Annotated in this window: 13 protein-coding genes; 5 read left to right on the forward strand and 8 right to left on the reverse strand. The window is 66.7% G+C overall.

Going from position 1 to position 13781, the window contains the following annotated elements; genetic code table 11:
* Positions 1-8 precede the first annotated feature (8 nt).
* Both AC3ANW_RS10810 and AC3ANW_RS10815 read left to right on the forward strand, forming a co-directional pair.
* Positions 9-944 (forward strand): SMP-30/gluconolactonase/LRE family protein, encoded by a 936-nt coding sequence (locus AC3ANW_RS10810; protein WP_488345402.1) that lies wholly within the window; start codon positions 9-11, stop codon positions 942-944.
* A gap of 27 nt (positions 945-971) precedes the next feature.
* Positions 972-1904: a hydroxyacid dehydrogenase gene (locus AC3ANW_RS10815; RefSeq protein ID WP_488345174.1), complete on the forward strand. Its 933-nt coding sequence runs from the start codon at positions 972-974 to the stop codon at positions 1902-1904.
* A 194-nt stretch (positions 1905-2098) separates the two neighbouring features.
* Here AC3ANW_RS10815 and AC3ANW_RS10820 read toward each other — a convergent pair whose 3' ends face one another.
* From AC3ANW_RS10820 to AC3ANW_RS10830, 3 genes are read right to left on the reverse strand one after another with little or no spacing between them, the layout of a single operon-like run.
* A complete protein-coding gene (locus AC3ANW_RS10820) occupies positions 2099-3202 on the reverse strand; it encodes an SMP-30/gluconolactonase/LRE family protein (protein WP_488345403.1) in 1104 nt (367 codons plus the stop codon).
* A gap of 54 nt (positions 3203-3256) precedes the next feature.
* Positions 3257-4417, reverse strand: a complete 1161-nt coding sequence (locus AC3ANW_RS10825; RefSeq protein ID WP_488345175.1) for an L-talarate/galactarate dehydratase — start codon at positions 4415-4417, stop codon at positions 3257-3259.
* A complete protein-coding gene (locus AC3ANW_RS10830) occupies positions 4414-5394 on the reverse strand; it encodes a Bug family tripartite tricarboxylate transporter substrate binding protein (RefSeq protein ID WP_488345176.1) in 981 nt (326 codons plus the stop codon). The genes AC3ANW_RS10825 and AC3ANW_RS10830 overlap by 4 nt, the downstream gene beginning before the upstream one ends.
* A 134-nt stretch (positions 5395-5528) precedes the next feature.
* On the opposite strand from AC3ANW_RS10830, the gene AC3ANW_RS10835 reads away from it, so the two are divergent.
* Both AC3ANW_RS10835 and AC3ANW_RS10840 read left to right on the forward strand, forming a co-directional pair.
* Positions 5529-6548, forward strand: a complete 1020-nt coding sequence (locus AC3ANW_RS10835) for a LacI family DNA-binding transcriptional regulator (protein ID WP_488345177.1) — start codon at positions 5529-5531, stop codon at positions 6546-6548.
* A gap of 45 nt (positions 6549-6593) precedes the next feature.
* Positions 6594-6869, forward strand: coding sequence for a DUF3297 family protein (locus AC3ANW_RS10840; protein ID WP_488345178.1), 276 nt, complete (start codon positions 6594-6596; stop codon positions 6867-6869).
* 21 nt (positions 6870-6890) lie between these two features.
* Here AC3ANW_RS10840 and AC3ANW_RS10845 read toward each other — a convergent pair whose 3' ends face one another.
* Genes AC3ANW_RS10845 through AC3ANW_RS10855 form a run of 3 tightly spaced genes read right to left on the reverse strand, consistent with a single transcriptional unit; the run spans position 6891 to position 10732 of the window.
* Entirely contained in the window at positions 6891-8021 is a 1131-nt protein-coding gene (locus AC3ANW_RS10845) for a CaiB/BaiF CoA transferase family protein (protein WP_488345179.1), read from the reverse strand.
* A gap of 4 nt (positions 8022-8025) precedes the next feature.
* Positions 8026-9006 carry a Bug family tripartite tricarboxylate transporter substrate binding protein gene (locus AC3ANW_RS10850; RefSeq protein WP_488345180.1) on the reverse strand — a complete coding sequence of 327 codons (981 nt, stop codon included), beginning with the start codon at positions 9004-9006 and terminating at the stop codon, positions 8026-8028.
* The gene (locus AC3ANW_RS10855; protein WP_488345181.1) at positions 8999-10732 is read right to left on the reverse strand and encodes an acyl-CoA dehydrogenase family protein; all 1734 of its coding nucleotides are present in this window, start codon (positions 10730-10732) and stop codon (positions 8999-9001) included. Before AC3ANW_RS10855 ends, AC3ANW_RS10850 begins: the two co-directional genes overlap by 8 nt.
* Positions 10733-10832: 100 nt before the next feature.
* Here AC3ANW_RS10855 and AC3ANW_RS10860 point away from each other — a divergent pair, with 100 nt between their 5' ends.
* A complete protein-coding gene (locus tag AC3ANW_RS10860) occupies positions 10833-11711 on the forward strand; it encodes a LysR family transcriptional regulator (protein WP_488345404.1) in 879 nt (292 codons plus the stop codon).
* 10 nt (positions 11712-11721) lie between these two features.
* Here the strand turns inward: AC3ANW_RS10860 and AC3ANW_RS10865 are convergent, their stop codons facing one another.
* Entirely contained in the window at positions 11722-12699 is a 978-nt protein-coding gene (locus tag AC3ANW_RS10865) for a 4-hydroxythreonine-4-phosphate dehydrogenase PdxA (RefSeq protein ID WP_488345182.1), read from the reverse strand.
* Between the two features lie 13 nt (positions 12700-12712).
* Entirely contained in the window at positions 12713-13684 is a 972-nt protein-coding gene (locus tag AC3ANW_RS10870) for a Bug family tripartite tricarboxylate transporter substrate binding protein (RefSeq protein ID WP_488345183.1), read from the reverse strand.
* Between the last annotated feature and the right edge of the window lie 97 nt (positions 13685-13781).

Raw genomic sequence — 13781 nt, forward strand, 5'->3', positions numbered from 1 at the left:
GAATCGCCATGTTCCTGCTCAATCCGCCCGAAGTCCGCACGCTCGAATCCTTCACCCGCCTGCCCGACCGCTTCCGCCAGCGCCAGCACAGCGACTGGAGCCGCGCCAACCGTGGCGGGCACCCGACCGACTCCTTCCTCGAAGGCCCGGTGGCCGACGAGCACGGCAACCTGTATGTGACCGACATTCCCTTCGGCCGCATCTTCCGCATCGACCCCGCCGGCGAATGGACGCTGATCGCCGAATACGGCGGCGAGCCCAACGGCATGAAGCTGCTCGACAGCCGCACGCTGCTCATCACCGACTACCAGAACGGCCTGATGCGGCTGGACATCGCCAGCGGCAAGGTGGAGGCCTTTCTGCAGCGCCGCAACAGCGAACGTTTCAAGGGCGTCAACGACCTGGTGTTCGACGCCGAAGGCAACCTCTATTTCACCGACCAGGGCCAGACCGGCCTGCACGACCCCAGCGGCCGGCTGTACCGGCTACGCCCCAGCGGCCAGCTCGACCTGCTGCTGGGCAACATTCCCAGTCCCAACGGCGTGGCGCTGTCGCCCGACCAGAAGGTGCTGTACCTGGCGGTGACACGGGGCAACTGCGTCTGGCGGGTGCCGCTGCTGCCCGACGGTAGCGTGGCCAAGGTCAGCCAGTTCTTCACCTCCTACGGCCCCAGCGGTCCCGACGGACTGGCGGTGGACACCGGCGGCCGGCTGCTGGTCGCCAACCCCGGCCTGGGTTATGTGTGGGTGCTGAACACCCGGGCCGAGCCAGAACTGGTGCTGCGCGGCCCGGCCGGCGCATCCATCACCAACCTGGTTTTCGGCGGCGCCGACCGGCGCACCCTCTACGTCACCGATTCCACCAACGGAACCGTGCTGCGCGCCGAACCCGGCACGGCCGGCCTCCCGCTGGACCGCGCCGCGCCGCCCGCACCGAACACCTGAAACCCGCCCCCCCGAACAGGCCCCGCCATGAGCACCGCCACGCCAGACACCATCGTCATCACCGAAGCCAGGATCCACCCCGACGCCGTCGCCCTGCTCGCCGGCTACCGGCTGGTCTACACCGGGGCCAAGTTCACCGAGGACCAGCTGGTGGCCCTCTGCGAAAACGAACAGCCGGTCGCCATCCTCGCCCGCTACGGCCTCTTCAACGAACGGGTGCTCGCGGCATCGCCACGCCTGAAGGTCATCTCGCGCCACGGCGTCGGCATGGACGCCATCGACCAGACGGCCGCCCGCCGCCTGGGCATCGAAGCCCTGGCTGCCATCGGCTCCAACAGCCAGGCCGTGGCCGAACATGCGCTCGGCCTGATGCTCGCCTGCGCCCGCCGCATCTCGTGGCTGGACCAGCGCATGCACGGCGGCCACTGGGACAAGCCGGGTTACCTGGGCCTGGAACTGCAGGGCGCCACGCTGGGCATCGTCGGCTGCGGCGCCATCGGCGGCCGGGTGCTGCGGTTCGCCCAGGCCATCGGCTTGCGGGTGCTGGTATGCGACCCTTTTCTGGACGCCGCCGCCCTGCCCGCCGATGTCGAACTGCTGCCGCTCGAGACGCTGCTGAAACGCAGCGACATCGTCTCGCTGCACTGTCCGCTGGACGACAGCACCCGGGGCCTGCTCACCGCTGCGCGCCTGGCAATGCTTCGCAAGGGCGCCATCGTCATCAACACCGCTCGCGCCGGGCTGTTCGACGAAGCCGCCATGCAGGCGCGCCTGCGGGCCGGCGAACTCCAGTTGGGGCTGGACTGTTTCGTGACCGAGCCGCTGCCCGACTATTCACCCTGGCTGAACCTCGACCACGCTGTGCTGACACCCCATATCGGGGGCACCACCGACGGCGGCCTGCGCGGCATGGCCGTCGGTGCGGCGCAGAACATCCTGAAGGTGCTGCAGCGCGGTTAGGCCGGGGGCGGGCGCCGGGAAACTTATCCCCGCAGCCTGTGGAAAAAGCTGTGAATTGTCCGGGGGGCAAGTCCGCAAAACGAGGCGGGCATTGGGCTGCAACGCGGTGCCTGCCAAAACGGCAGGCCCGAATTGCAGCCGCCCCGGTCGACTCATGTCATTCCGCAACCGACTGGAACAATGTCGGCGTGGGATCAAACCGCCCCCTGCGCCTCCACATAAAGCGCGTAAAGCGAATGGCTGCTGGCCATGTAGAGGCGGTTGCGTTTCGGTCCGCCGAAAACCAGGTTCGGGCAACGTTCGGGCAGGCGGATGAAACCGATGGGTTTGCCGGCGGGGTTGAAGATCTTGACTCCGTCCATCTCCTCTGATTTACCCAGTGCCGGCAGGGCCTTCATGCCACCGCCGATATCGACCGCCTCGGAACCCAGCGCACCGGTGTAACCCCAGCCGCACCAGAGGTTGCCGTCCTTGTCGACCTTGAAACCGTCGAACGCGCCCGGACCGTCCGCATCGATCAGTTTGGTCTTGCCGGAAACAGACATTCCGTCGGCCGATACGTCGTAAGCCCAGATACTCCGGTTGGGCGTGCCCTTCCACTCCACCACATAAAGCTTTTTCTCATCGGGAGAAAACGCCAGGCCGTTCGGATTCACCAGGTCGGTAATCACGGCCGTCAATTTTCCGTCGGTGCCGATGCGGTAGACATTGGTGGTGGCCTGCTCGGGCGTGGCCTTGAAACCTTCCCATTCGCCGCCGATGCCGAAGGTCGGGTCGGTAAACCAGATGCTGTCGTCCGAACGCACCACGATATCGTTGGGCGCGTTCAGGCGTTTGCCTTCGAAGCGGTCGGCCAGCACGGTCTGTTTGCCGTTCTTCTCGGTACGGACCACCCGCCGTGTGACGGAATGCTCGCAACTGATCAGACGCCCCTGGCGGTCGAAGACGTTGCCGTTGGTGTAATTGACACCGGTCTTGTGGACCGAAAACTTGCCGGTCTTTTCGTCGAACTTCATCAGCCGGTTATTGGGAATGTCGCTCAGCAGCAGATAAGCGCCTTCGGACGAATAAGCCGGCCCCTCCGCCCAGCGCATGCCGCTGCCCAACTGTTCGACGGTGCTGCTGTAGAGCCGGTATTTGGTGAAACTCGGGTCGAGAATGAATACCGAGGGGTCGGGATAACGCTGGTTGGGCGAAAAACTGAAACTCTGCGCACCCGCCAGGCCACTGGCGACCGCCAGTCCGGCGCCGGAAGCGGCCTTGAGGAAACGACGACGATTATCTTTTTGCTCTTGCATTGGCACGGTTTTCTCCTGTTATCGATTCGTTCGAGTGACTTCATGGGCCGGGTTTCAGGCCCGCTTGCCGAATTCGGCGGTATCGCGTGTCCAGGCGCGGGCCTGGTCGGTCAGGCTCAGTCCAAGGCCCGGCCGGGTCGGCACCAGCATGCGGCCGTCCTTCAGTTCCAGCCGTTCGTTGAACAGCGGCTCCAGCCAGTCGAAATGCTCCACCCACGGCTCTGTCGGGTAGGCCGCGGCCAGGTGCACATGCAGTTCCATCGCAAAGTGCGGCGCCAGCATCACGCCGGCCTGTTCCGCCTGCGCGGCGATCCGGAGGAACGGCGTGATGCCGCCGACCCGCGGGCCGTCGGGCATCAGGAAGTCGCATGACCGGTTGCGGATCAGCTCACCGTGTTCGGCCGCGCTGGTCAGCATCTCGCCGGTGGCGATGGGGGTGTCGAAGGTGGTGGCCAGGGCTGCATGGCCTTCGAAGTCGTACGCGTCCAGCGGTTCCTCGATCCACACCAGGCCGTAGGGCTCGAACACCCGGCACATGCGCTGCGCCGTCGGCCGGTCCCACTGCTGGTTGGCATCCACCATGATGCTGGCGCCGTCGCCCAGGTGCCTGCGCACGGCCTCGACACGCTGGATGTCGAGCTTGCCGTCGGGCTGGCCCACCTTGAGCTTGATGCCGCCGATCCCCCGGTCGAGCGACGCCTGGGCGTTGACCAGCAGCTGGTCGAGCGGCGTGTGCAGGAATCCGCCCGAGGTGTTGTAGCAACGCACCGACTCGCGGTGCGAACCCAGCAGCTTCGACAGCGGAAGTCCGGCACGGCGGGCCTTCAGGTCGTAAAGCGCCACGTCGAACGCACCCAGCGCCTGCACCGCCAGGCCGCTTCGGCCGACCGAGGCACCGGCCCAGCAGAGTTTGGTCCACAGGCGGGCGATGTCGTTCGGATCTTCACCCAGCAATGCGGGCGCCACCTCTTCGGCATGGGAAAACTGGCCCGGCCCGCCCGCCCTTTTGCTATAGCTGAAACCCAGGCCGCGATGGCCGTCGCGGGTTTCGATTTCGGCGAACAGCATGGCGATCTCGGTCATCGGCTTCTGCCGCCCGGTCAGCACCTTGGCGTCGCTGATGGGGTTGGCCAGCGGCAGGTAACACGAGGACAGGCGCACCCAGGCAATGCGGTCGCCTTCGACGGGTTCGTTCAGTGGGTTGCTGGTATTCATTCGACAGAGATCTTTCCGACTTCGATGACCTTTTTCCATCGGGCGAATTCGGCCTGCTGGAATTCGGCGAACTGCGCCGGGGTGTTGGCCACCATCTCGAAGCCGACCGACACGAACGGGTCTTTCACCGCCGGATCGTTCAGCACCTCGACGATGGCGTGGTGGGCTTTTTCACGCACGGCGGCGGGCAGGCCCTTCGGGGCGACGACGGCCTGCCACGAGGTGACTTCGAGATTCTTCACGCCGGTCTCGGCCATGGTGGGAACGTCGGGCAGCACCGGCGACCGCCGCGCGCTGGTGATGCCCAGGGCGCGCATCTTGCCGGCCTTGATGTACTGGGCCACGGCGTTGATGTTCTGGAAAGAGGCGTCGACCTGGCCGCCCATCAGGTCGGTATGCGCGGGCGCGCCGCCCTTGTAGGGCACATGGACGCCCCTGGTGCCTGTTTCCTGCCAGAAGAGTTCGGCGGTCAGGTGGTCGCTGGTGCCGTTGCCGGACGAGGCGAAACTCATCTTGCCGGGGTTGGCTTTTTCATAGGCGATGACGTCGGCCACACTCTTGTGCGGCGAAGCGGTCGGCACCACCAGCACGTTTGGCGACTGCACCGCGACCGTGATCAGGTCGAAGTCCTTGAGTGCGTCGTAAGGCAGCGTCTTCATCAGGTGCGGCGCGATGACCAGCGGGCCAAGCGAGGTGACGAAGAAGGTGTAGCCGTCGGGCGCGGCGCGCTTGACCATGCCCGCGGCAATGGTGCCGGCCGCTCCCGCACGGTTGTCGACGATGAAGTTCTGTTTGAGCTTTTCACCCAGCCTGGGCGCCAGCGCACGGGCCACCTGGTCGGTACTGCCGCCCGGCGGGAACGGCACCACCAGGGTGACCTGCCTGTCGGGCCAATTGGTGGTCTGCGCCTGCAGCGGGGTTTGCAGGGCCGCCAGGGCCAGCGCGGTGGCGCCGGCTGCCATCCAGATTCTCTTCATGCGGTTGTCTCCTTTTGGTTTTGTTCGCCGCCCTGTTTCGCCCCTGGCCGGGCAAAGACATGACAACGTTGTCATTTTGAAGAGAAAATAGCGGTTTGTCGGGCCGTTCGGCGCCCGATGACTCAGGGTTTTCGTTGAAGACAACTATCGCCAGGACCACCGCATCCGACCACCGCGCCGCCACCCTGCATGATGTCGCGCGGGCCGCCGGGGTGTCCCTGATCACCGCATCGCGGGCGCTCAGCAACCCTGCAGTCGTCACGCCGAGGACCATCGAGAAAGTGCGGCTGGCGGTCGAAGCCACCGGCTACCTGCCCAACCGGCTGGCCGGCGGGCTGCGTTCGCGCCGCAGCATGACGGTGGCGGCGCTGGTGCCGGCCATCTCGGTGCAGCAGTTCCTGCCTTCGGTACAGGCCATGACCGAAGCGCTGCATGCGGGCGGTTACCAGGTGATCCTGGGCCAGAGCGGCTACGACGCCGCGCGCGAAGACGAGCTGCTGGCCACCATGCTCGGCCGGCAGCCCGACGGCATCGTCGTCACCGGGCTGATCTATTCCCGCAAGACCCGCGACATGCTGCGCCGCATGCGCCTGCCGGTGGTCGAGACCTGGGACCTGAGCCACGACCCGGTCGACATGCTGGTCGGTTTTTCGCATCAGCAGGTTGGCGCGGCCGTCGCGCGTTTTCTTCAGCACCGGGGCTGGACCCGGCTGGGCATCGCGACCGGCGACGACCACCGGGCCCATGTGAGACGCCAGGCTTTCGTCGACGCGGTGGGCCGGCCTGTGCCGACCGCCGTGGTGCCAGCGCCCAGCAACCTGGCGCTGGGCCGCCGTGCGCTGGGCGAGCTGCTGGCGCAGGAGCCGGCCTTGGAGGCCGTGTATTGCAGCTCCGATCAACTCGCCCAGGGTGTGATGGTCGAAGCGCTGGCGCGAGGCCTGCGGGTGCCGCAGGACCTGGCCATCTGTGGTTTCGGCGATGCCGACTTCGCCGCGCATACCCAGCCGTCGCTCACCACCGTGCAGGTGGACGGCGCGGGCATCGGCAGGCGCGCCGCCTCGCTGATCCTCGATCGGTGCCGCGGTGTCGCCATCGAACAGCCGGTGCTGGACATCGGCTTCCGCGTCATCGAACGGCAGTCGACCGGCGCCTGACCGGACAAGTGAAGCCACGACGGTGCGCTGAGGCAAAATTGGCGGATGACCGATACCACCACCCAGACACCCGCCCCGGCCACCGATACCCGTCCCGCCCTGCCCGACCACCTGTCGGCCGATCCGCGCAGCCCGCACCACCATGCCGCCGTTTTCGAACACGACATCGGCATCCGTTTCAATGACAAGGAGCGTGGCGACGTGGAGGAATACTGCATCAGCGAAGGCTGGATCCGTATCCCGGCCGGCAAGGCCCGCGACCGCAAGGGCCAACCCCTGCTGATGAAACTCAAGGGCAAGGTCGAGGCTTTCTACCGCTGATACGCGGCCGGGTTTGCCGGCTCAGTCCGGCAGGAAGGTGTCGCCTTCGGCCAGCGGAGCGAACCGGTAGCTGGCCGGCGTCCGGCTCAGCTTGACCGGCGAGCCCAGTCCGCGATAACCGCCTTCCATCTCGACCACCATTCCGCGATGGGCCGTATGCGGATGCTGGAGGGCGGCATCCACCCCCAGCACCGGTGCGGCGGGAACGCCGGCCGCCATCAACTCGTCCACCAGTTTCACCCCGTCGAAATTCGACAGCGCGGATTCCAGGGCCTGCTTGAGTTCGGCGCGGTTCACCGACCGCGCGCCGGCCTGGGCATAACGTTCGTCATCGCTCAGCTGCGGTACCCCGATGCAACGGCAGAACGCCGTGAACTGCCGGTCGTTGCCCACCGCCACGAAGATCGGTTCGGTACCGGTCTTCAGGGCGTCGTAGGGGTAGATATTGGGATGGGCGTTGCCGGTGCGTTTCGGCGGTTTTTCGTCCATGAACCAGTTGGCCGCATGCGGATGCAGCAGCGAAAGCCCGCTGTCGTACAGCGCTGCTTCCACCAGTTGCCCGCGTCCGCTGCGCTGGCGTTCCTGCAGGGCCAGCAGCACTCCGATAACGGCGTTGAGGCCGGTCACCATGTCGACCACCGGCAGGCCGACCCGCAGTGGCCCCCCGTCGGCTTCGCCGTTGATGCTCATGATGCCGGTCATGGCCTGCACCGCCGCGTCGTAACCCGGCAATGCGCCCAGCGGGCCGTCGCTGCCGAAGCCCGATACACGACACCACACCAGGCGGGGAAACCGCGCCTGCAGGGTGTCGTAGCCGATGCCCCAGCGTTCCATGGTGCCGGCCTTGAAGTTCTCGACGAGCACGTCCGCTTCGGCCAGCAGCAGCAGCAGCGCCTCGCGGCCTTCGTGGCTGCCCAGATCGAGGCGGAGGCCGCGTTTGTTGCGGTTCAGGCCCCGGTAGTACGAAGCCACGCCGTCCTTGAACGGCGGGCCCCAGGTGCGGGTGTCGTCGCCCTGCGGCGGTTCGACCTTCAGCACATCCGCGCCATGGTCGCCCAGGATCTGGCCGCAATACGGCCCGCCGAGGATGCGCGACAGGTCGAGCACCCGGATGCCGGCCAGTGCGCCCGGCTGCTGAGGGTTCTGTTTCATCGGTTCAGTCCAGTTGAGCGCCCGACTGCTTCACCACGGCTGCCCACTTATGGGTTTCCGACGCGATGAACTTCGCCAGCGCCTGCGGGCTGGTGTCGGTGGCGGCTTCCAGGCCCTGGGACGCGAAGAGTTCTTTCACCTTGGGTGTCGCCAGCACCGATGCAAAGGCCTTGTTCAGCACCGCGATGCGGTCGGCGGGCGTGCCGGCCGGCGCGACGATGCCGAAGAACACGCTCACGTCATAGCCTGCCAGGCCCTGTTCGGCCACGGTGGGCACATCGGGCAAGGCCTGCGAACGGCTGGCGGTGGTCACGCCGAGCGCCCGAAGCTTGCCGGTCTTCACGTAGGGGATGGCGGTCAGGATGTCGGTGAAACTCATGCCGACCTGACCGCCCAGCAGGTCGTTCAATGCCGGGCCGGTGCCTTTGTAGGGGATGTGCTGCAGGTCCGTTCCGGCGACCGAATTGAACAGCACGCCGGCCAGATGCGACGAGGCCCCGTTGCCCGACGATGCATAACTCAGCGTGCCGGGATGAGCCTTCGAATAGGCGATGAGTTCCGGCACGTTCTTCACTGGCAGCGACGGATGCACCACCAGGATGTTGGGCAGGTGGCCGACCCGGATGACGGGTGCGAAACTCTTGCTCGGGTCGTAGCTGATCTTGCGGTACAGGCTGGCGTTGATGGCCAGTGGACCGGAGGTGCCGAACATCAGCGTGTAGCCGTCCGGCTCGGCCCGAGCCACGTACTCGGCACCGATGTTGCCGCCGGCGCCGGCCCGGTTCTCGACCACCATGGTCTGGCCGAGCTTGTCGCGGATTTCGGCCGCCAGCGTCCGGGCCATGGCGTCGGTCGGGCCGCCCGGCGGGAAGGGAATCACCAGGGTTATCGGTTTGGAAGGGTATGCCTGCGCCTGTGCGGCCAATGGGCAGACGGTGGCGGCCAGCGCGCAGGTGGCGGCCAGCAGGAAGGAACGTTTATGCATGGTTTGTCTCTTCTGTCGTTGTTGTGGTGATGTCGTGATTCCAGTCGTCCGGCACCGCGTCGGCGGCCAACGGATCGCGTGGCAGCAACCGGTGCAGCAGCACCAGTTGCGACCAGCGCAGCCGCTCGGCCGAACCGGTGCCCGCAGCTTCCCAGGCCATGGCGATGGCGCTGGTGGAGTGGTACAGGGCGGACGCGGCCTGGCGGGCCAGCACGTCACCACCCTGCTCTGCGGCCATGGCGGCGAGGTCGCAGGCACGGCCCAGCGCCGAGCGCAATGCCTGGGCGAAGCCGGCGGTCAGCGGATGCGGCCGGGCGTCGTCCAGCAAGGCTTCCGCGAATGCACGCAGCACCGGCAGCGAGCCTTCGCGCTTCACCGCGCGGATCACGTCCAGCGCCACGATGTTGCTGGTGCCTTCCCAGATGGAGCCCAGGTGGGCGTCGCGCAGCAGGCGGGGGTCGCTCCATTCCTCGATGTAGCCACAGCCGCCGCGCACCTCCATCGCATCGCCGGTCACCTTGCGGGCGTCGCGGCAGGCACGGAACTTCAGCAGCGGCGTGAGGATCCGCAGCAGCGCGTAAGCGCCCTCTTCGCCGGCATCCGAACGCGCCAGTGCGCGGGCGGTCTGGAACACCATGGTGCGGGCCTGCTCGGCCGGCAGGCGAAGTTTGTCGAGCTGGCGGCGCATCAGCGGCATGTCGACCAGCGCCCGGCCGAAGGCGCGGCGCTCCGCGGCGATGAATTCGGCCTCCGCGACAGCGCGGCGCATCAGCCCGGCGGCGCGCACGCCGTTGGACAGCCGCGAGTTGTTGACCATGTCGGCCATCTGCACGAAACCCCGGCCGGCCTCGCCGACCAGCCAGGCCACCGCTCCTTCAAGGCGAATCTCGCCGCTGGCCATGGAGCGGGTACCCAGCTTGTCCTTCAGCCGCACGATGCGGTAGTGGTTCAGGCTGCCGTCGTCCAGCCGGCGCGGCAGCAGGAAAAGCGACACGCCCTTCATGCCCTCGGCTGCACCTTCGATGCGGGCCAGCACCATGGCGTAGCCCGCGTCGGGGTTGGAGCAGAACCACTTGTCGCCGGTCAGCAGGAACTGGCCGGCTTCGGCGGCGGGCCGGGCCAGGGTGGCGGTGGCGGCGATGTCCGAGCCGGCTGCCTGTTCGGTCATGAACATCGCGCCCTGCGAAAGGGTGTCGAAGTCCAGCGAGGTGAGGCTGGGCAGGCAGCGTCGCAGCAGTTCCGGACTGCCGAACTTGCGCAGCGTGCGGGTCAATGAATCGGTCATCGACACCGGGCAGCACAGGCCGAACTCGGCCTGCACGAACAGGTAGGTCAGCACGTACTTGACCAGCGGCGGCATGCGCCCCTTCCAGCCCAGCGTCTCGTCGCGGTGCGACATGGCACCCAGGCCGAATTCGCTCAACGCCAGCCTTTCCATCTGCACATAGGCCGGGTGCTTGACGATGCGTTGTTCGTCGCGCCCGGTACGGCTGCGGTGCTCCAGTTCCGGCGGATTTCGGTCGGCGGTGCCCGCCAGTTCGTCCAGCAGTCCGCCGGCCAGTCCGCCCAGCCGCTCGAAGTGCGGGCGCATATGGCCCAGCAGGTCGTCGGGCAGGTAGAGCGCCAGCAGGCCGTGCAGTTCGTGGTCGGTGGTGAAGAGGTTCTGCCCGTGGCGATCCGGAATCGGATGGGCGATGGGCTGCGCCACCGGTGAGGCGTTCGACATGTCGGTCTCCTTTTTGGGGTCGATGTTCCGCCGTTCTTCGATGCACGTCTAATATCGAATAGGTCTTGATCAATTTGAAATGACTATCGACGGAGCCGTGATGGAACTGCGCCACCTGCGATATTTTTCCGTGTTGGCCGAAGAACTCCACTTCGGCCGCGCCGCCGTGCGGCTCTCCATCTCGCAGCCGCCGCTGTCGGTCGCCATCCGGCAGCTGGAAGAAAGCGTGGGCACCCGGCTGTTCGACCGCAACAGCAAGGAGGTGCGGCTGACGGCCGCCGGCCTCGCGCTTCGGGCGTCGGCCCGGCGCCTGCTGGCCCAGTCGGAAGAAGCCGCGCTCGAAGCCCGCAACGTGGCGTCGGGCCTGGCCGGACGGCTGCGGGTGGGTTTCGTCGGCGCCATGCTGTACCGGGGCCTGCCCCAGGCGCTGAAGACCTTCCAGGCCGAACATCCGGCGGTGCGGATCACCCTGTCCGAACTCAATTCGGGCGAGCAGGTGCTGGAGCTGATGCACGACCGGCTGGATGTGAGCTTCCTGCACACCAGCCGGCTGCCCGATGCACTGGACAGCCGCTTGCTGCTGTCGGAGCCGTTCGTCTGCTGCCTGCCGGCCGATCATCGGCTGGCAGGCAGACGCAGGCTTTCACCCTTAGACCTGAAGGATGAGCCGCTGGTGATGTTCGCCCGTAACTCGTCGCCCGACTATTACGAACGCATCCTGTCGATCTGCGCCGACGCCGGCTTCCGGCCCGAACTGCGGCACGAGGCCCGCCACTGGCTGGCGGTGGTGTCGCTGGTGTCGCAGGGCCTGGGCGTGGCGCTGGTGCCCGAAGCCATGCGCCGCTGCGGCCTGCAGGGCACGGTGTTCAAGCCGCTGTCAGGCGTCAGCGCCCGGTCGGAGGCCTACGGCGTGTGGCGCAAGGGCTCGGTCAACGTGCTGGCCGAGGTGCTGCTGAAGCAGTTTCCGGCCCGCGGCTGACGAACCCGGCTCAGGCCGGCATGGCCAGCGGGGCTTGCCGCTGCTCTCGGTGCGATGCACCCATGCGGCAGGCCAGGTCGAAGGCGCTGGCCATGGCCGTGGCCTGTGCAACGCCCTGGCCGACGATGTCGTATGCCGTGCCGTGCGCGGGTGTGGTGACCGGGATCGGCAGGCCGCCCTCGACCGTCACGCCGATGTCGAAGCCCAGCAGTTTGGTCGCGATCTGTCCCTGGTCGTGGTACATGGTGACGATGCCGTCCAGCTGGCCTTTTTTGGCGCGCAGGAAGATCGTGTCCGCCGGGAACGGTCCCTGCGCGGCATGACCCTGTGAAGCCGCCAGGGCGATGCCCGGAATGATCACGTCGCCTTCTTCCGTGCCGTAGTTGCCGTTGTCGCCGTTGTGCGGATTGAGACCGCACACACCGATGCGCGGCTCGGCATTGCCCGCTGCCTGCAAGGCCCGGGTCAGCATGCCGATGGCGCCGGCCACGCCCTGCGGCGTGAGCAGATCGGACACATGCTTCAGCGCCACATGCGAAGTGACACGTGCGGTCCACATCGGGCCGAGCACGTTGAATTCACCGCACGGGCCGTCGTAGCGCAGCAGCTTGGCGAACCAGCGCATTTCGTCCTCCTCTTGCATGCCGCCCAGGCGCATTGCGCCCTTGTTGAGCGGCGCGAAACACAGGGCGTCGGCCTCGCCGTTTTCCACCATGCGGGTAGCGAAGGTCAGGCTGTCGAGGATGAACCTCCCGTTCGCGGGCGTGGCTTGCGAAGGCTCGAACCGCAGCGAGCGACCCGGCCAGTCGACGATGTGCAGGTTCGGCGCTGGCTGGATGGCCGGCACGCTGGCTTCCAGCGCCTGGTCGGTGGTGATGAGGAATATTTCGGCGCGGCCGGCGCTGGCCGGGTCGGCCAGCAGTTTGGCGACGATCTCCGGGCCGATGCCGGCCGGGTCGCCGATGGTCAGTGCGATGCGGGTGTTCATATGCGCGGTCTCTTCAGTCGAGCTTGATGTTGCGCTGCTCGATGAGCGCGGCGAAACGTTTGTTGTCGGCGGCCTGCAAGGCGACGAACTGTTCGCGGGTCAGGGCCGAAGGCTCGCCGCCGAGTCCCTTCAGTTTTGCCTGCACCTCGGGCATCTGCAGGGTCTTGCTGAAGTCGCGCACCAGACGGTCCAGCACCGGGGCCGGCGTGGCGGCAGGTGCGTACATGGCGTACCAGGTGCTCATCTCCGCACCCTTGATTCCGAGTTCGTCCAGCGTCGGCACATCGGGTAGTTCTGCAGCGCGTTTGGGGGTGGTCACTGCGATGGGGCGGAACTTGCCGGCCTTGATCAGCGCCATGGCCGACGAGGTGGTGTCGAGCATCAATTCGACCTGACCGGCCAGGATGTCCTGGTGCGCCTGCGAACTGCCCTTGTATGGAACATGGACCATCTTCGTGCCGGTGGCGGCCATGAACAGTTCGCCGGCGATGTGCTGCACGCTGCCGACGCCCGACGAGGCATAACGCACGTTGTCGGGCTTGCCCTTGATCTCGGCCATCAGCTCGGGCATCGACTTGACGGGCGACGCGGCGTTGACGATCAGCACATGCGGCACCACCACGATCATGCCGAGCGGCGTCAGTTGCTTCAGCGGATCGAAGTTGAGTTTCATCAGGTGCGGCGCAATCACCTGCGGCGAATTGGTCGCGGCGAGCAAGGTGTAGCCGTCGGCCGGGGCCTTGGCGGTCAGGTCGGCAGCAATGGTGTTGGCCGCACCGGGGCGGTTGTCGATGATGAAGGGCTGGCCGACCAGCGGCCCCATCTTGTCGCCGATGAGACGGGCCACCACGTCGGTGCCGCCGCCGGCCGAGGCGCCGACGTTGATGTGGATCGGTTTGTTGGGGAAACCTGTCTGGGCGTTGACGGCGATGCAGGCCAGCAGCGCGGCCGCCTGCACGCAGGCCTTCACGGGGGCGAATTTCATGGGTTTGTCTCCGGAGCTTTTTTATCGGTCCGGCCGACTTTAAAAGTGCTGCGGCTGCCGCGCCATCGCCCATTTCTTGACTCTGATTTCGCATTTC

This window comes from Xylophilus sp. PBN-3R, from assembly GCF_057747805.1.

Coding starts and splice junctions, on each gene's coding strand:
- AC3ANW_RS10860 (WP_488345404.1), top strand. CDS start 10,833: ATGGAACTGCGCCACCTGCGATATTTTTCCGTGTTGGCCGAAGAACTC.
- AC3ANW_RS10855 (WP_488345181.1), bottom strand. CDS start 10,732: ATGTCGAACGCCTCACCGGTGGCGCAGCCCATCGCCCATCCGATTCCG.
- AC3ANW_RS10840 (WP_488345178.1), top strand. CDS start 6,594: ATGACCGATACCACCACCCAGACACCCGCCCCGGCCACCGATACCCGT.
- AC3ANW_RS10825 (WP_488345175.1), bottom strand. CDS start 4,417: ATGAATACCAGCAACCCACTGAACGAACCCGTCGAAGGCGACCGCATT.
- AC3ANW_RS10870 (WP_488345183.1), bottom strand. CDS start 13,684: ATGAAATTCGCCCCCGTGAAGGCCTGCGTGCAGGCGGCCGCGCTGCTG.
- AC3ANW_RS10810 (WP_488345402.1), top strand. CDS start 9: ATGTTCCTGCTCAATCCGCCCGAAGTCCGCACGCTCGAATCCTTCACC.
- AC3ANW_RS10845 (WP_488345179.1), bottom strand. CDS start 8,021: ATGAAACAGAACCCTCAGCAGCCGGGCGCACTGGCCGGCATCCGGGTG.
- AC3ANW_RS10815 (WP_488345174.1), top strand. CDS start 972: ATGAGCACCGCCACGCCAGACACCATCGTCATCACCGAAGCCAGGATC.
- AC3ANW_RS10830 (WP_488345176.1), bottom strand. CDS start 5,394: ATGAAGAGAATCTGGATGGCAGCCGGCGCCACCGCGCTGGCCCTGGCG.
- AC3ANW_RS10865 (WP_488345182.1), bottom strand. CDS start 12,699: ATGAACACCCGCATCGCACTGACCATCGGCGACCCGGCCGGCATCGGC.
- AC3ANW_RS10850 (WP_488345180.1), bottom strand. CDS start 9,006: ATGCATAAACGTTCCTTCCTGCTGGCCGCCACCTGCGCGCTGGCCGCC.
- AC3ANW_RS10820 (WP_488345403.1), bottom strand. CDS start 3,202: ATGCAAGAGCAAAAAGATAATCGTCGTCGTTTCCTCAAGGCCGCTTCC.